Annotated in this window: 14 protein-coding genes and 1 riboswitch; of the genes, 8 read left to right on the forward strand and 6 right to left on the reverse strand. The window is 61.2% G+C overall.

Annotation, left to right across the window (positions count from 1 at the left end; translation table 11 throughout):
- Both WKV53_RS19290 and WKV53_RS19295 read right to left on the reverse strand, forming a co-directional pair.
- Entirely contained in the window at nucleotides 1–678 is a 678-nt protein-coding gene (locus WKV53_RS19290; RefSeq protein ID WP_341406425.1) for a response regulator transcription factor, read from the reverse strand.
- Between the two features lie 140 nt (nucleotides 679–818).
- A complete protein-coding gene (locus WKV53_RS19295) occupies nucleotides 819–1,928 on the reverse strand; it encodes an Lrp/AsnC family transcriptional regulator (RefSeq protein WP_341406426.1) in 1,110 nt (369 codons plus the stop codon).
- A 327-nt stretch (nucleotides 1,929–2,255) separates the two neighbouring features.
- Here WKV53_RS19295 and gap point away from each other — a divergent pair, with 327 nt between their 5' ends.
- From gap to WKV53_RS19320, 5 genes are all read left to right on the forward strand, one after another.
- Nucleotides 2,256–3,302 carry a type I glyceraldehyde-3-phosphate dehydrogenase gene (gene gap / locus WKV53_RS19300; protein ID WP_341406427.1) on the forward strand — a complete coding sequence of 349 codons (1,047 nt, stop codon included), beginning with the start codon at nucleotides 2,256–2,258 and terminating at the stop codon, nucleotides 3,300–3,302.
- 187 nt (nucleotides 3,303–3,489) lie between these two features.
- Nucleotides 3,490–4,614 carry an alpha/beta hydrolase fold domain-containing protein gene (locus WKV53_RS19305; protein WP_341406428.1) on the forward strand — a complete coding sequence of 375 codons (1,125 nt, stop codon included), beginning with the start codon at nucleotides 3,490–3,492 and terminating at the stop codon, nucleotides 4,612–4,614.
- 654 nt (nucleotides 4,615–5,268) lie between these two features.
- Complete coding sequence (locus tag WKV53_RS19310) at nucleotides 5,269–6,018, forward strand: hypothetical protein (protein ID WP_341406429.1); 750 nt, start codon at nucleotides 5,269–5,271, stop codon at nucleotides 6,016–6,018.
- A 72-nt stretch (nucleotides 6,019–6,090) separates the two neighbouring features.
- Entirely contained in the window at nucleotides 6,091–6,612 is a 522-nt protein-coding gene (locus WKV53_RS19315; protein WP_341406430.1) for a PH domain-containing protein, read from the forward strand.
- Between the two features lie 33 nt (nucleotides 6,613–6,645).
- On the forward strand, nucleotides 6,646–7,449 hold the full coding sequence (locus tag WKV53_RS19320; RefSeq protein ID WP_341406431.1) for a TIM barrel protein: 804 nt from the start codon (nucleotides 6,646–6,648) through the stop codon (nucleotides 7,447–7,449).
- A gap of 4 nt (nucleotides 7,450–7,453) precedes the next feature.
- Here WKV53_RS19320 and WKV53_RS19325 read toward each other — a convergent pair whose 3' ends face one another.
- The gene (locus WKV53_RS19325; RefSeq protein ID WP_341406432.1) at nucleotides 7,454–8,413 is read right to left on the reverse strand and encodes an endonuclease/exonuclease/phosphatase family protein; all 960 of its coding nucleotides are present in this window, start codon (nucleotides 8,411–8,413) and stop codon (nucleotides 7,454–7,456) included.
- A gap of 53 nt (nucleotides 8,414–8,466) precedes the next feature.
- On the reverse strand, nucleotides 8,467–9,387 hold the full coding sequence (locus tag WKV53_RS19330; RefSeq protein WP_341406433.1) for an endonuclease/exonuclease/phosphatase family protein: 921 nt from the start codon (nucleotides 9,385–9,387) through the stop codon (nucleotides 8,467–8,469).
- A gap of 108 nt (nucleotides 9,388–9,495) precedes the next feature.
- A riboswitch (cyclic di-AMP (ydaO/yuaA leader) is annotated at nucleotides 9,496–9,677 on the forward strand.
- Nucleotides 9,678–9,812: 135 nt separating this feature from the next.
- Between WKV53_RS19330 and WKV53_RS19335 the strand changes: the two genes are divergently transcribed.
- Nucleotides 9,813–10,136 carry a hypothetical protein gene (locus WKV53_RS19335; RefSeq protein WP_341406434.1) on the forward strand — a complete coding sequence of 108 codons (324 nt, stop codon included), beginning with the start codon at nucleotides 9,813–9,815 and terminating at the stop codon, nucleotides 10,134–10,136.
- A 142-nt stretch (nucleotides 10,137–10,278) separates the two neighbouring features.
- Nucleotides 10,279–11,850, forward strand: coding sequence for an endonuclease/exonuclease/phosphatase family protein (locus WKV53_RS19340; protein ID WP_341406435.1), 1,572 nt, complete (start codon nucleotides 10,279–10,281; stop codon nucleotides 11,848–11,850).
- A gap of 71 nt (nucleotides 11,851–11,921) precedes the next feature.
- Here WKV53_RS19340 and WKV53_RS19345 read toward each other — a convergent pair whose 3' ends face one another.
- Together WKV53_RS19345 and WKV53_RS19350 are read right to left on the reverse strand one after the other, a co-directional pair.
- Nucleotides 11,922–15,155, reverse strand: coding sequence for a discoidin domain-containing protein (locus tag WKV53_RS19345; protein ID WP_341406436.1), 3,234 nt, complete (start codon nucleotides 15,153–15,155; stop codon nucleotides 11,922–11,924).
- 243 nt (nucleotides 15,156–15,398) lie between these two features.
- The gene (locus WKV53_RS19350; protein ID WP_341406437.1) at nucleotides 15,399–16,571 is read right to left on the reverse strand and encodes a BaiN/RdsA family NAD(P)/FAD-dependent oxidoreductase; all 1,173 of its coding nucleotides are present in this window, start codon (nucleotides 16,569–16,571) and stop codon (nucleotides 15,399–15,401) included.
- A gap of 47 nt (nucleotides 16,572–16,618) precedes the next feature.
- On the opposite strand from WKV53_RS19350, the gene WKV53_RS19355 reads away from it, so the two are divergent.
- A complete protein-coding gene (locus WKV53_RS19355; protein WP_341406438.1) occupies nucleotides 16,619–16,813 on the forward strand; it encodes a hypothetical protein in 195 nt (64 codons plus the stop codon).
- Nucleotides 16,814–16,824 lie beyond the last annotated feature (11 nt).

The raw sequence follows: 16,824 nt of genomic DNA on the forward strand, positions 1-16,824 counted from the left end.
TCAGAGAGAGGACACGCAGTAGCCAATGCCACGCACGGTTTCAACCATCGCTGCATGTTCGCCGAGTTTCTGACGGAGTCGCTTCATGTGGGTGTCGAGGGTCCGGCTGTGGACCTCATCGCTGTAACCCCAGACCGTGCGGAGCAGATCGTTGCGGTCCTGCGCCTTGCCTGCCCGTTCGGTCAGGAAAAGCAGCAGCTTGAATTCAGTCGAGGTGAGCTCGACGGGCTCACCTTCGAGGTAAAACTTGAGCGAGTTCTTATCAAAGCGGAAGGGCCCGTAGGTGACTTCCACGGAGCCTGGCGGGCCGTCGCTGCGCTTCAGCACGGCCTGCACGCGGAGCATGAGCTCCTTCGGCGAAAAGGGCTTGGTCAGGTAGTCGTCGGCACCGGCTTCGAGGCCTTGGATACGGTCCTCGGTCTGGGCGCGGGCGGTGAGCATGATGACCGGGATGTCCCGGCTGCGGGAGTCGCGGCGGAGTTCCTTGAAGACCCCGTAGCCGTCCTTGCCCGGCAGCATCAGGTCGAGAATCACCAGATCGGGACGCTCGCGGATGGCCACCTCGGTGCCGGTGATGCCATCGTGTGCCTTCAGCACGTTATAGCCCGCGCGCTCCAAGTTGAAACCTACGAGGTCGGCGATATCGCGTTCGTCCTCGACAATCAGGATTTTCTGCATGCGCGGTGAGCTTTACGGCCCCCCCGTGACGCCGGGAACGGGGGGCTTGTGACGAAATTGTCGCAGGGCGATCATTAGTCAATGGTCATCGGCAAGAGGGAAAGCCAAGCGGCTGTTCCCCAATGACTGCTGACTAGTGACTACTGGCCGGAATGCTTCGCGTGCCACTCGCGATAGACGATCGGGGAAATTTCGGACGGCTTGATCTCGGACCGGCCGCCCCAGAAGACATTCGTATAGGAAACCGGGATGCCGATGCTTTCCAAGTGGCGGTCGATGGCGGCCTTATGCTCCAGAACGCGGGGTTTTTCGGTGCCGTGGACCACGCCCATGATATTGACGTCGCCGAATTGCGGACCGCCCTCGCGCCAGTAGCAGTGGGTCATGCAGTAGTGGCGGCCGACTTCGCCGCCTGCCTCGATTTCGCGGCCTTTCGGCACCGCCCAATGGAAGAGGCCGTTGAAACGGGTGACGCGTTCGCCGGTTGAGGACGGCTTGACGTGCTCGAGGAAGGTGGAAAAGCGGCCGATGACCTTCTTGTCATTGAGGGTGGTGGCGACCTCACAGAAGCGATCCACGGAGACGCCGGCCTTGATGGCGCGGCTATCCCACGGGCTGGCGATGACTTCCTCGGGAAGGAGCTCCTCCTTGAGGGCCAGCAGCACGTCCCACTCTTCCTGAGTCAAATCGACCGGGACCGTGGTCATCATGACCGCGGTTTCCTCAGCCTTGTCGCCGGGTTCCAGCGCACGGCGACGGACGTGGCCCACGCCGAGCGCGAACACGCCATGGGCCGGCATGAGAAGGTATTCCGTGGCCCCCGTCAGGCGCAGCAGGGCGGTGGCGTGCTCGTCGAGTGATTCGCCGACCGGCACCTTCAGGGTGGTCCAGAGGCGGTAGCCGGAGCCGGAGACCTCGGTATCCGTCGAGCGGATGACCACGTGGCCGGAGAACGGATCCTCCTTGGACATGAAATCAAAGGCGTCATTCAGCTTCTCCTCCGGGACCTTCCAGGCGACCAGTGCGCCGTGGGCGAGCTTGGTGGAAAGCAGCGTCTGACGCACCCGGCGGACCACGCCAGCTTCCAGCATCGCGCGAATCCGCTCCAGCACCGTGCCGAGGTCCACGCCGCTCTTTTCCGCGATCACATGGAAGGGGTGCCGGTGGAATCCGGACACCAGATCCTCCGAAACGGCGAGGATTTGCGCATTGATCGGGTCGCTGTGTTCGACGGGGATGGTGTGCTGCATGGCGGGGACGCTAGGCCGCCGGATACGCTCCCGCCACGCGGAATTTGCGGGAAATGACGCACTGAACCGCGTCGGGGGCTGTTCAGCAGAAGCCGGACGCTCCCGTCCGACCCAATTGGCGCGCCGCGAAAACGCAGTTGCACGCGCTCCCAGCACGCGGAATTTGCGGCAGATGATGCGAGAACGTGCGTCGCTGGCCCGCCGGAGGCTCCGCGGGCATGCCGCATGCTGCTTTTTCGTGACTTACCGGGCCATTGACGGCTGCGGGAGCACGTGCATCATCCCGCGCCCGGGCGGCGAAATCCGCCCGGCACACGACCTACCACCATGACCACCATCGCCATCAACGGGTTCGGGCGCATCGGCCGCCTCGTCTTCCGCGCTCTCGTCGAGCAGGGCCATCTCGGCACCACCTTCAACGTTGTCGCCGTGGGTGACATCGTGCCGGCCGACAACCTCGCCTACCTGCTGAAGTACGACTCCACCCAGGGCAAGTTCAACGGCACCGTCACCTCCAAGAAGTCCAAGCCGGAACTGGAAGAAGACGACGTGCTGGTGGTCAATGGCCATGAAGTCAAGGTCGTGTCCGCACGCACCCCCGATGGCCTTCCTTGGAAGGAACTCGGCGTGGAAGTCGTGATCGAGTCGACCGGTCTCTTCACCGCTGCTGAAAAGGCCAAGGGCCACATCGCCGCCGGTGCCAAGAAGGTCATCATCTCCGCTCCTGCACAGGGCGAAGACGGCACCTTCGTCCAGGGCGTCAACGACGAGCTCTACGACCCCGCCAATCACCACATCATCTCCAACGCGAGCTGCACCACCAACTGCCTCGCCCCGATCGTCCACGTCCTTCTCAAGGAAGGTTTCGGCATCGAGGAAGGCCTGATGACCACCATCCACTCCTACACCGCCACGCAAAAGACCGTGGACGGTCCTTCGAAGAAGGATTGGAAGGGTGGCCGCAGCGCTGCGATCAACATCATCCCGTCCACCACCGGTGCCGCCAAGGCCGTCGCGCTGGTTTGCCCCGAAGTGAAGGGCAAGCTCACCGGCATGTCCTTCCGCGTGCCGACCCCGACCGTGTCGGTGGTCGACCTCACGGTGAAGACGACCAAGGCCACCTCGCTCAACGAGATCAAGGCCGCTCTGAAGAAGGCTTCCGAAACCTACCTGAAGGGCATCCTCGCCTACACCGAAGACGAAGTGGTTTCGACCGACTTCATCCACGACGCGCACTCCTCGATCTTCGACGCCGGCTCCTCCATCGAGCTGAACCCGACCTTCTTCAAGCTGGTCGCTTGGTACGACAACGAGTGGGGCTACTCCAACCGCGTGATCGACCTCCTCACCGACGTGGTGAAGAAGGGTCTCTGATCCTTCCGGCTCACGCCTGATTGATTGATTTAAAGCGCCCGGCCTTTCACGAGGCCGGGCGTTTTGTTTTTGGAAACGAGTCACCAAGTTATCGAAATAAGCGAAAAGGTTGGTAGGTGTCGTTAGCGTATCAATGCACCGCCGCCGGCATCTGCCGGATTCACCCACTGATTCCACTTCCCCGACCATGCCTCACGCCAGCAGCACCATCCCGACGAGCCGAACGTTTGCATCCGCAACGCGTGCGCTCCTTTTCCCGCTCCTGGCTTCCGGCGCATTCGCCCAACAGGCCGATCCCTTCGCCGCCATCGATGCCAACAAGGATGGCAAGCTCAGTCGCGCTGAGGTTCCCGAGCAGCTGCGCCCGCAGTTCCCCCTCGTGGATACCAATCGCGACGGCTTTGTTTCGAAGGAGGAGTTTCAGGCCGCCGTCGGTGCCCAAGGCGGTGGCGGGAAAGCGACAGAGACCGAGCTCCTGAAGAACATCGACTACGCTGGCAGCGACAACCCGCGCCAGAAGCTCGACCTGCTTCTCCCGAAGGATCATGCCACGAAAAAGCGCCCGCTGGTCGTCTTCGTCCACGGCGGCGGGTGGAAATCTGGCCAAAAGGAGGACGGGCTTGATGTCATCCGCGCGGTGACCTCAACCGGTGACTACGCCGCGGCCACCATCAACTACCGGCTTTCCCAAGAGGCCAAGTGGCCGGCCCAGATCCAGGATTGCAAGGCTGCGATCCGCTTCCTCCGAGGCAAGGCGGATGAGTATGGCATCGATGCCGCCCACATTGGTGTCTTTGGCATGTCCGCCGGTGGGCACCTCGTCTCGCTGCTCGGCACCGAGAATGATGACGCCACTCTGGAAGGAACCATAGGTGCCTTCGCCAAGGTCAGCAGCCGCGTGCAGTGCGTGGTGAACTTCTTCGGCCCGACAGATTTCTTCAGCGATTATCTTCCGAACCCGACGCCGGAGAAAGCTGAAGGCCGGAAGATGGTCGTGGAGCTCCTGGGTCGCGATGAGGCGGAGGCCCGCCAGAATGCGAAGGCCGCATCGCCCGTATCATGGGTGACCAAGGATGACGCACCATTCTTCACCGCCCACGGGACCAAGGACACGCTGGTCCCGTTTTCCCAAGCGACCTTGATCCACACCGCGCTGGAAAAAGCCGGCGTGGAGAGCCATCTCGTCGCGATGGAAGGAGCCGGCCACGGCTTCGCCAGCCCGGAGCTGAACCAGCGCATCCGAGTCTTCCTCGACATGCACCTGCGCGGCATTCCGGGGGAGATTTCCTCGGAGCCGATCAAGATTAGATAACAACCGCTACGAGTTCATAGCTCGTGGTTTTTCCTAGTCCGATGATTCGGGGATGATGCACCATCGTTCCGAATGATGCGAATGGGAAGTCACCGGTTTGGGCACCTCATCCTGGTTGCCGCGAGTCTTGGGACAGCGGCTTCCGTAGCGAATGCTGCCGGTTCCTCGGCCCTGGAGGTTCGTTGTGGTGTCGTCTATTCACTCCACACCCGCGACGCCTATGGTACCTGGTCCAGCCTGATCACTTCCAATATGGGGAGTGGTTGGCCGCAGATGCTGATGATGACGTACGCGCCCTTTGCGGCGATCACCAACCACGCTGCCGGGCCCATGATGCTGGCCAGTACGGCACGGGTGGAATTTGATCAGCCACAACTGGGTTTAAGATTGAAGAGGCTTGGTCCCACACGAGCCGGATTTGTTTCTTCCCAGCCGGTCCCGATGGACAAGATGTATGTCAATGCGGGCCCCGCTTCTTCGCCTAAGCGATTCGGGATGAGACTTTTTGGTGGGGCCGTCGATCCGGCTCCTCCGTCGGGCCAAGCCGTCGTGGGGGCGGGGGAGACCGTTCTGTTCAGCCCTTGGTTGCCGTCCACCGCTAATCTTGAATATGTGCTGGATTGGCAAAGCGATAAAACCTCATCCATTTCGTGCGTGCCAGGGTGGAAAGGGGCCTCGAACGGCTACTGCGCCAACTGGATGGGAGGACTCGGCTATTCTCCCAATTCCGCGGTGAATGGTGGCCTCGGGGTCGTCGCTACCCGTTTCCTTTTGGATCAGTGGGACGTCGAGGTTCAAGCGGTAGGTGCTCTCAATGGCTGCCGCGTCTTTCGTCCCAGCACGACCGCTTCGACTACGTGGCCATGGCAACCCGACGCCTCGCTCGAAGTAACTTCCTTCCCTTTCAATTTTTCGGATTCCCAGCCGGCAATCTCCGTCGGATCAATGTTTGTGAACAGTTCCGCGACGGTGAGTTCGTGGGCGGTGAAGCCGGTCTTTTCGGTGGTGCTGCCGCCGGCAACCACCCAGCTGCTGCTGAAGGACGCGAATTCCAATGGCATCGACGATGACTGGCAGCAGCAGTATTTTTCCTCACAGCCCTTCAACAAGAACGCGGATGCGGATGGAGATGGGTATTCCAATCTGTTCGAGTTCCTTGCAGGAAGCTCTCCCGTGAATGGTCAGGATTTCATCCGGACCTCGCTGATTCAGGAAGGAGGAAATTGGCGGCTCGAGTGGTCGTCAGCGCCCCAACGCTCCTACATCATCGAGTCTTCCGAGGATCTCACCGGATGGACGGAGGTGGCTTCCGTGACCGCATTTTCGTCCACGAGCAGCTATTCTCTTGGAGCGTCCTTGGGGAGTGCCCGCTACTTCCGGTTACAGATCCTCCCTCCCATCTGAACCTTTTCGCGCTGCAAAACTGGGCCGATTCTCCACTTGTTGAACCGGGCTGGATTCATTCACTCTGCGACCGTGAGCGAAGAAGTTCTCTGGAAAGGCAGTCCGTCGCAGGTTCTCAACCTCGGCAAGTATCTAGTCGCGTTGTTGCTGGCCGCCGGCATCGCCGTCGGCGGGCTGTTGTCTGCGATGCCGTTCCTTTGGGCTGCCTTGGTGGTGCCGCTCGTCTGGATCCTGTGGACCTTCATCGAGACCAAGAGCATCCGCCACGAGCTGACCACCGAGCGGATCCGGATGACCCGCGGGATCTTCAACCAGAAGCTCGACGACGTGGAACTCTACCGCGTGAAGGACACCTCGATGGAGCGTCCTTTCTGGTATCGCGTCTTCGGGCTTTCCACGCTGCTCATCGAGACCTCCGACCGCTCGCAGCCGCACATCGAGATCAAGGCGATCCGCAACGGCGATGAACTTCGCGAGACGCTGCGCAAGCAGGTCGAGTTCTGGCGGGACAAGAAGCGCGTCCGCGAGGTGGATATGGACGAGACCCTGGTGGACGGTGATGCTGCCGGCTCGGACGATCACACGATGGCTTGAGCAAGCGGCGGCTTTGCGCTTTCCTCCGCGCGCATGACTGATCTTCCCGGACGCACGCCGCACACGCCGATCGCCGTCAATATCGAGATGTGGTTCGAGGGCTCCTTCGTGGAGCGCATCGATCAAGCCGCAGCACTCGGCTTTCCGGCGATCGAATTGTGGTCTTGGCGTGACAAGGATCTCGTAGCTGGCGCGGAGGCTCTCAGGAAGCACGGCCTCGTTGCCACGCAGTTCACGGCGTGGGGTTTCGGCCAGCAGATCAATCATCCGGATTTCCCGAAGGAAGACTTCGTCGCCGAGATCGCCGCTGCCTGTGACGCCGCGGAACTTCTTCCCGGTTGCGAACGTTTCTGCGTGGTCGGCGGTGACAATATCCCCGGCCTGACAAAGGAGCAGATGCATGCCTCCGTGATCGAGAAGCTCCGTGCTGCCGTGCCGGTGCTGGAGGCGAAGCGGAAGATGATCATCCTGGAGCCGATGAATCCCTACAATCACCCCGGCCATTGCCTCTACGGCAGTGCTGATGGCATCGCCATCTGCGAGGCGGTGGGCTCGGAGTGGGTGAAGCTGAATTGGGACCTCTTCCACATGCAGCGCTATGAGGGCAACCTCATCGACAGCTTGGAGAAGGGGAAGGAATGGATCGGCTACGTTCAGTTCGCCGACTCACCAGCGCGCAATGAGCCGGGCACGGGCGAGATCCGCTACAGCGAGGTCTTCCGCAAGGTCCGCGAGTTGGGGCTGCCGTTGCCTCTCGGTGCCGAGTGCCTGCCGAAGGGGGGAGATGCACGCCGTGCCGCCGAGCGTCTCTATCAGGTGGATCTGGAATCCGCGTGACGGTTCACCACGCGATCTCTGCGACCACCGGCCGGTGATCGGATCCGATGTCGGGGCCGATCCAGCGTTTGCGGCAGTTCATCAGGCCGGGTTTGTCCTTGGCGTCGCGGAACAGGATGTGATCGATCGGAACGGCCAGCAGCAGGTTGCCGCGCATCCAGGTGCTTCCCGCGCCGTGGCCGAGTGAACTGTCGTTCAGTCCCACGTTCCACAGCGGCTTCATGCCAATGCTCCAACGCGTGGCATTGAGGTCGCCGGCAACGATGACGGGCAGCGCTTCCTTTGAAACCTCCTCCGCGATCATCCGCAGAAACTCGTTCCGCTCATCGCTCCAGAACTCGGTGGTTGGCGGCACCGGATGAGCGCCGAAGAAAACGAACTCTCCGCCCGGTCCCTTGAGCCGGGCCTTCAGCAAGGGGAGAGCCAATTGGCCGCAGGGAATGATCTCTTGGCTGACGATCGGCAGCTTGGAGTAAAACGAAAAGCCGAAGTTGCCCTCCACCGGATGGTCGATGGAATAGGGGTGGCTTGCCTGAAGCGGGCCCAAGGCCATTGCCCACACGTTGTCCACCTCCGGCAGGAAAATCACGTCGGGATCGGCCTCGTGGATCCACTTGATGGCATCATCGTAGCGTGTATTGGCGGTGTAGACATTGAAGTTGGCGATTCGAACCGGCGTGCCGACGGCCTTTGATCCACTCCAGATAAAGGACGGAGCCAGCCGCACCACGGGAACCACAAGGAATACGGCAGCAAGGGCCGCGAGCCGGAACGACTTCGCAAGGAGCAGCACGATCACCGCGAGTGCGATGAACACCGCATACTGGACTTGGAAGTGATTGAAGAGATCCAGCTTCCACTGCAACCCGCCGAACAAACCGAGAATCGGAAAGCACCCCACCAGCGCCGCCAGTCGCGCGAGGAATGGCAGAGGCTTGGGGAGAAGACGTGAGCGCCACTTCATTGCGTTCATCATGCAAGGGGAGAACCCATCCTACATCTGGATTTGTCTGTTGGCTACCAGACGAACTCAGCGATCACGGGCCGGTGATCCGATCCAAGCGCAGGGCCGATCTCGAAGCGCTGGCAGTCCATGTCCTCGCCGCGATAGAGCAAGCGGTCGATGGGGATTGAAATGATCGGATTGCCCCGCATCCAAGTCGCACCGGGTGCTTTTCCATAGGAGGCGTCCCTCAGCGCAGCCTCTCTGAGGGGCTCGAACTTGTGACCCCAGCGGGTCGCGTTGAAATCTCCTGCGAGAATGACCGGCCCGGAGGTCTTCTTCACCTCGCTGGCAAGGACGGCCATCGTCTCATCGAGTGCTCGTGACCAATGCGGTGAAACCGGCGGCAGGGGATGCATAGCGAACACCGTGACGTCTCCATTTGCAGTCGCGACCCGCGCGACTAACAGCGGGAACTCGATGTCGCTGCAGTGGATGATTTCGTGACTGCGAATGGGCAGCTTCGAATAGAATGCGAAGCCGGTGCCTTCCTCGATGGAGTGGGGATAGTCCTCGTGAAGATGCTCCAGTGCATCCGCCCACGTCTCCGTCGTTTCCGTGAAGTAGATGAAGTCGGGGTTCGCCTTCTTCACCCAGTCGAGGGTGTCTTGGTAGCGGTCATTCGAAACAAACACGTTGAAAGAGGCGACCCGGACCGGAGTGCCGTCGGTTTTCACCGGCTTGGGTGGCAGGTAAGAGGGGACGATGCGGCCGAGCGGGACGAGCAGCAGCACCAGGCTGGCGATGGCGACCCGGCGGGACTTCATCCAGAACAAGGCGAGCGCCATCAGCGGCAGGGCCAGCGCGTATTGATATTGGAAGTGATTGAGCAGATCGAGTGGCCAGAAGAAGCCGCCGCCGATCCACCCGATGACCGGCAGGCATCCAGTCGAGACCGCGACCACCGCGAGCAGTGCGCGGAGTTTCGGGAGCAAGGACGAGTGCCAATCCATTACAATGATCCTGTCAGACCGGCCCTCCGGTTACAAACACCCGTATTGCAAGCGCAGGGGAAACGGTTAGAAGGGAGCCGTTCGTGAGAACGATACCGTCAGCCGAGTGCACCGGACGTGTTGTCCGGAGCAGCGGGGGAACCAATCCCGACCGACTGTGGCAGGACTATTTCCTGCCCTCTGGTCTCTGGGGCAAGCGGTGCCTGCGGCACCGGGAGCACGTGGTGGCTCCAGCCCGACAGCTAACCCCGTAGGCGTCACCGCGGGGCGCGGATCGTTCGGTCTCCTCTTGTTCGGGGAATCGCCGGAGCCGCCGCCGCTTCGCAATCCCAAGGAAAGAAATGCATCCGGCCCCTGCCTCCCGCAGGAGCAGGACCGGACATCCACAGAACAAGGAGACCAATAACATGAATGCTGACATCTGGTTCAGCGCAGGCGTCACCGTGGCTTCGCTCGCCGCGGTGGCAGTCGCCATCCATCGATCTACCGGCACGCGCGGCATTCCGCGCGGCCGTGTGGGAGTCCTCGTGAAAATCCTGTCGGCCGCTCGTTTTCAGCGGTCCGGCGAAGCGCGTGAGGACTGGGGATGTCGTTTGCAATCCTTCGGTGACGTCGCCTGTGCCTTCGCCGATGCGATGAATGATCGTGGGAATGCGGCGCCGTCGCACACGGAAGCAGCATCGCGAGGGGGAAGTCATGAACGCCGCCGCCTGGAGCGGGCTCTTCTCTAACAGCATCCCAAGCTCGTTGAGGACAATGTCGCCGGGCAGTCTTTTTGGCTGCCCGGCCTCTTTTTCCCGGCGATCGTGCCCCGGCTTCCGGCGATAATGCCCGTTGCCGCCCATCGTCTCGTGCCGCGAAGTCTGCGATGCCATGAACAAGCCCAAGTTCACCACTGTCTGCTTCGCGGTCGTCCTCGCCTTACCCGCGGCTGCCGCACCGAAGTTCGTAACCCTCAGCGCGAACTCCTATCCCGCCGGAAGTCCAATCACCGCCAACTTCGGCGGCGGTCTGGGAAACAACAATGACTGGATCGGGATCTTTCCCGCCAGCATCACCACGCCGTCCACCGGGACCTTTCTCGACTGGCTTTACACGAATGGAACGCAAACTCCGGGCGGGAACCTGAAGAGCGGCAGCGTGACCTTTGCCAATCCCACGCTCGCTCCCGGCAGCTACAAGGTGTGGTTCCTCGCATCGAATGGCTACACGAAGCTCGCTGGCCCTGCTCAGTTCAGCGTGACGCCTGTCGGTGGCCCGGCTCAGCCGGCGTGGGTGGTGACGAGCTTCGTGCAACGCCATGCCGTGGCCGGGCAGGCGTATTCAGGAAAGATCCAGGCCTACGCCTTCGATCCCGATCCGGGAGATGCGCTCACCTTCTCAAAGGTCTCCGGCCCGGCGTGGCTGCAGGTCTCGACAGCAGGCGTGCTCACGGGAAACCCCGCAGTATCTGATGCCGGTGCCAATACCTTCACCGTGCGCGCCACGGACCTGTTAGGCAACTCCAGCATCGCCACGATGTCGGTTCCCGTCTTCCAGGCGGGACAGGAGCACGTCGACGTGTTGCGCGTGATGTCTTACAATCTTTGGCATGGCTGGGGCCAGGTGAATCAAGGTGCCACCAAAGGCATCCGCTCCATCATCGAGGCGGACGTGGACATCATCGGCACCCAGGAGACGGTGGACAATGCCTCGGGCTCGAACGCCTACCGCGTGCAAACCATCGCCGATGAGCTCGGCTGGTACTACAGCCCCACGGGTTCCGGAGACAGCGGCATCGCGAGCCGCTATCCGATCACCGCGACCTACACCGCTGCCAATGGTGTGGCCAAGGGAGCGCGGGTTCGCCTGTGCAGCAATCCACTGCGCGAGGTGGTGATCTTCAATACCCATCTCGACTACCTGCACTACGGTCCCTACGAGGCGAAACGTGCCGGCTCGACGAGTGCCAGCGTCCTCGCCGAGGAACTGGCCTCGCAGCGTGACGAGCAGATCGCGGACATCATGACTGGCCTGTCGAGCCACCTCGCGAATGCGAATGCGGCACCCGTGTTTCTAACAGGAGACTTCAACTGCCCTTCGCATCTTGATTGGACAGCTGCCAATGCCTCGGCTCACTACGGCAAGGTCGTCCAATGGCCGGCCACGGTGGCGGTCGCCAATGCGGGGATGACCGACTCCTTCCGCCAGATCTTTCCCACCCCCCAATCCCAACCGGGAACCACCTGGTCACCGCTCTACAGCAGCCCGGACGAGCCGCATGACCGCATCGACTTCGTCTTCCACAAGGGCGGTCCTGCCACGCCAAGCTCAGCGGAGATCTTCACGAATGCCCTGCAGAACCAAGGCTACGTCTACGGCGACAATGTCGATGCTGCCCGGAACAATACCTGGCCGAGTGACCATGCCTCGGTCGTGGTGACCTTCCAGCTTGCCTGGCCATGACCCGCTGAATGGACAAGAAAAAGGCCGCCACCGGATGATCCGGTGACGGCCTGCCATACCGCGAGTAAAACTCAGGGGACTTCCACCTTGAGGCGGGCGAAGAGCTTGAAGCCCGGAGCTGCCAGCGACGCGGGCAGCGTGGCAGTCACCGTATCGAGACCCGAGCTCGGCGTGTTCGGCTGGACGACCGCACCACCGAAGGTGGTCCAGCTGGCCAGGGTGGTGCTGTATTCCACCGTCGGTGCCAGGTAAGCCGAAGACGACTTGCGCACGAAAGTGAAGACGAGCGCACCTGCCGGATTGGTCGAGCTGTGCGGCAGATCGGCGAGGCTGCTGGCGTTCGGGTTCGAGTTCAGGACGAACTCGATCACGTTTGCCATGCCATCGCCATCAATGTCAGCTTCCGGATCAGGGTCGCTCAGGCCGGCGGACCACACCTGATACGCCGTTGCAGTATTGGAGACCAGAACGATCGAGTTCGTGGAATACTGCAGCGTGTAGCCCGCGGGAACTCCGGTCGCATTGAAGGTTCCGGTGATTCCCCCGGTTGAGGAAACGATCTGATAGGCCGGTGCATTGAAGGTTCCGCTGAGGGTCAAGGCTGCGCCGGTGATGTTGAGCGTGCCATTTACCGCCAGCTTGTCGGCGGATTCGCCTTCCGATCCGATTTCCAAGGTACCGGTAAGCACCGTGTTGCCGACAGTCAACGTGCCGGTTGGCGTGTTGGCATCGCCAGGTGCAATGATACCCGGAGTGGTGATATTGCTCAGGGCCGAGCCGATGCCTTGCAGCTTCGTTCCGGCGGACATGGTCACCGGCGAAGTTCCGGTGGCGCTGCCGGTGGAATTGTTCGCGGTCAGCGTTCCGGCGGATACCAGGATGCCCGTCGGATTGGTGTAGGTGACGGGAGCCAGGGCGAGCTCGTTGGCACCGGTCAGCACCAGGTTGCCGGCACCGGTCTTGGTGAGACGCTTGTTGCCGAGGATTCGCTTGGTCACGACCAGGTCGTCCGTTGCGGCACCGTCGGCCACATCCAGGGTCAGCGAGCAGTTGTCGGGGTTCAGCGCCAGCGCACCACCGCCCGTGATGAAGGAGGAGTCCGCACTGGCCAGGGAGGTGAACGTGGTGGTCACCGGGTTCGCCGCCGTGAGGCCAGCTGGCTCGATCTGGCCGCCGCCGGTCAGGGTGCCGCCTTGCAACACGATGCGGCCTTCCGTACCGACGAGGCCGGTGTGGATGTAGTTGAAGCCGCCATTGTTGAAGTTGAGCGTGCCGCCGATGACCCTCACCTGTTCAAGCGAGGTCTGGAAGTTCACGTAGTCGCCACCGAGTGCGCTATCGATGCTGAAGCTGATCTGTGCCCCGGTATTCACCGTCATCTTCATGGTGGAAGATCCGCTGGTCGTGAATGGCCGACTATTGAAGTAACCGGCTGCTGCCGCGAAATCAACAGTTCCCTCGTTGACCACGATGTCGGTTGCAGCAAAGGAGGTGCTGCCGGCATAGCCTTCGAACCGGAGCGTTCCTGGACCGGTCTTGGTCAAGGTGCCCAGCAAATCAGACGGCCCCACCTTGGTGAAGGTGAAGCCATCTGCCACATTGATCGTTGCTCCGTTGGCGGCAATCCGCAGCCGGCGCTCGGTTCGCACGTCGGTGGCTATCTGGAGTTCGGTGCTATCCAGTTGCAAGCGAGTGCGCACATTGCGTGTGCCGAGCGCTCCCGAATCATTCACGACCAGCTTTCCGCCGTCCGCATTGATGGCACCCGAGAAGGTGTTGGGGCTGTTCAGTTGGAGTTCTCCGCTTCCGCGCTTGAAGAGATCGCCGCGACCGCTGATTGGAGCGCCGCTGATCATGTAGGGATCGCCGGTGGAACTGGCAATCGACACCGCATTCGGCGACACCGGTGTATCGAGAACGACACCACGAACGCTGGAGCTATCGTCGAGGAGCACATTCCCACCATTGGTGAAAACGGTGGTCGAGCCGGCCCATGTCGCGGTGGGGATGCCGGACAGGGGAATGATGCCGGTCTTGGCACGCCGGATCGTCGGCGGGCTGTAGTCGTAAGCCGTATCGAGAAGGGTCCACGTAATACCATCGGAACTCGTCTCGAGTGACCAGCGGACCGGGTCGCGGTCGGTGGCGTCGTTGCCGGTGGTGAACTGATAGCCATCGAAGGTCTGGACACTGCCAAGATCAAAGATGAGCGCCGCGTTGTTGTGGTTGAGGTACTTGGTCCGGTAGTCCCCGTCGATCACCTTGCTGGCGGCTTCGCCGGCGTTGTTATTGTTATCGCCACCCGGATTGGTAACAGTGAGACCGGTGAGCTTGGTAGCGCCATTGAAGAACTCGAATTCGCCCATCTGGGCGATATTGCCGAGTGGATTGCGCAGCTCGTTCGCCTTGAAGCGGACGTAGCGGGTGGTCGCCGTGCCACCTGGAACGGCGCGAATCTTCTGCGTCAGTGCCGCCGTGCCTGCTGCGGTGGTCGCGCTTAGCGTGTAGTCAGTGAAGGCATTCGGAATGATCGGCGTGATCAGGCGGGTGTCGGTGAAATTGATCGCGGGTGCGGGAAGGGCCGGATTGAACGAGACGCCTGTCGGCGTATTGGTCACGCTCCAGCTCATGCTCGTCTCCGGCCCGGCGTTCTTCACGATCAACGGGAAGGCCTGATAGACGTCCTGCCCGGCGACGGTGTTGTCCACGATCGAAGCCGTGGTTTGAAAGCTTGCGAATGTGGGATAGCCGCTGCTGGCGGGTGGCGTGGTAGTGAAGAGCGGCCCGAAGGTGAAGTAGGACTTCGCCGCGGCGTTGTCGGCGCCAGTCCGGTCGTCGATCAGCACGAAATTCACGTTGTCATTGCTGCCTTGAATCAACCAGCGCACCGGTGTGCGGTCACGCGAATCATTCGCGGTGGCGAAACGATAGGCATCGATCTTCACCGGGGTGCCGAAGTTGAAAGTGACCGGCACCTTGTTTCCGTCGAACCACTTCGTGTTGACGTTGCCATCTACCAACTTCTGCGCACTTTCGGCATCGCCCGGATTCGGGAAAGTGACGCCGCCGGTCACGACCACAGAGGAGACATCGAGTTTATTGCCTCTCAAGAAAAACTCGAATTCGGACATTTGAGTTGCCGTTGCAGCATCACCGCCGTCGACCTTGGTAGGCGTGAATCGATAATACTGGAAAGTAACTTCCGCAGCGTGACTGATCACCGTACTGGCGGCGGCGAGAGCGAGCAGGCTTGGAATGAGGGGCAGAGTGCGTCCGCCGATACGGGGTTCGAGTGTTTTTTTCATGGGAGCTTCGAGGGCATGTATGAGGATGATTCGGTGCGCGTTCGTGCCTTCATGCAGGCTGGTCATCGGCGATCATTTGATCAGGTAAGCCAATGCCGGTTGAAACAAGTCGGCGGCTAACAGAAGCTTTGAAACTTCCGGATGAACGCATGCGGATCATTCGTTGCCATCACGTACGATACACGATGTAGGTTTAGTCCGTTTGTGAAAATTCAAACGGACGGCCTGCCCGGTTCGCACGCTTCAAGCAATCGCTGCAAGGCCCGCCAACGTTGCAGTAGCAAAGCATCCTTGCATCAGATAGCCGCCGGTGGGCGCCTCCCAATCGATCATTTCACCAGCGATAAAAATGCCGGGAAATTTTTTCAGCATCAGCCTCGTATCAAGTTCGTCCCAGCAAACGCCGCCCGCAGATGAAATCGCTTCATCAATCGGGCGGGGGGAAGTGAAGGTCACCGGGCAGAACTTAGCTCTGACCGCGAGTTCGTGCGCGGACGTTGCTTCTGGCAATCCATTGCAAAGAATCACGTGGGCGGCGTCGGAGAGCTTCCAAAACCTATGACTGGCAGCGGTGGCGGATAGTTTCGACGCCGCAAGCTTGGCTGCCAGCTGCTCGACCGAGTAGGTCGGCTTGAAATCGATATGAATCGAAGGAAGCGGCATGCTGCGAAGCGCTGCACCAAGCTGATAGAGAGCACCGCCTTCAAGGCCGTAAGCGGTGACCATCAGCTCGCCCTTTGCTGCGTAGTTTCCCGCATGAACTTCCAGATTCTTTAAAGGTTTGCCTTCGGCCACTGCGAGGACCTCCGCAGGCCATTGCGTTTCCCAACCGCAGTTCGCCGGAACCAGCGGGTTTACCTCGACGCCGAGACGGGTAAGAATCGATGTCCATCCGCCATCGGACCCCGTGATCGGCCACGAGGCGCCGCCGAGTGCCAGGATAACGGCATCCGCGGTGAAAGTACTACGTTTATCGTGGATGGAGAACTCCAGTAGATGGGGAGAGCCCGGCTTGAGGTCCATCCATCGATGGTTCATCTCGAAGGTAACTCCGAGTCCGCGCAGGCGGTCGACCCAGCGACGGAGCAGGGGAGCTGCTTTCATCTCGCGCGGATAAACGCGGCCGGTCCGTTGTTCGAAGGTCTCAATGCGGAGACCCGCGGCCCACTCGCGGAGATCCGCGGGGGTAAAGGAGGAGATGGCGCGCTGCCAGAACTCCGCCGGACCGGAGTAGCGGGAGATAAAGCGGTCGAGCTCTTCACCGTGCGTGAGGTTCAGTCCGCCGCGGCCTGCCACCAGCAGCTTGCGGCCCACCGAGGGCTTGGCGTCAAACACCGTGACCGAGGCACCGGCCGAGGCCGCCACCTCCGCGGCGCGGAGGCCGGCTGGTCCACCACCAATGACCGCGAGTTTCATGGCGTCACGAAGCTGGTCATTGCGGCGCGTGTGTCGCAGGCTGCGGCATGCGTTTGCAGCAAGACCAGTTGTGGAAGAAGGGAGCGGAGTTCATCCGGATCACGCGGCTGGAACGTTTCGAAGTGGCCTACAAGACCATGGCCGACCTGTCGACGAAGGAAGGCGAGCATCAGGTGCTGCCGAAAAAGGAATTCTGCCGGTTGATCCGCGGGGCGAAGCTGGTGGAGCCGGAGGATCAATGAAAAGGCGGCGG

This window comes from Luteolibacter sp. Y139, from assembly GCF_038066715.1.
Lineage (GTDB): Bacteria > Verrucomicrobiota > Verrucomicrobiia > Verrucomicrobiales > Akkermansiaceae > Haloferula > Haloferula soli.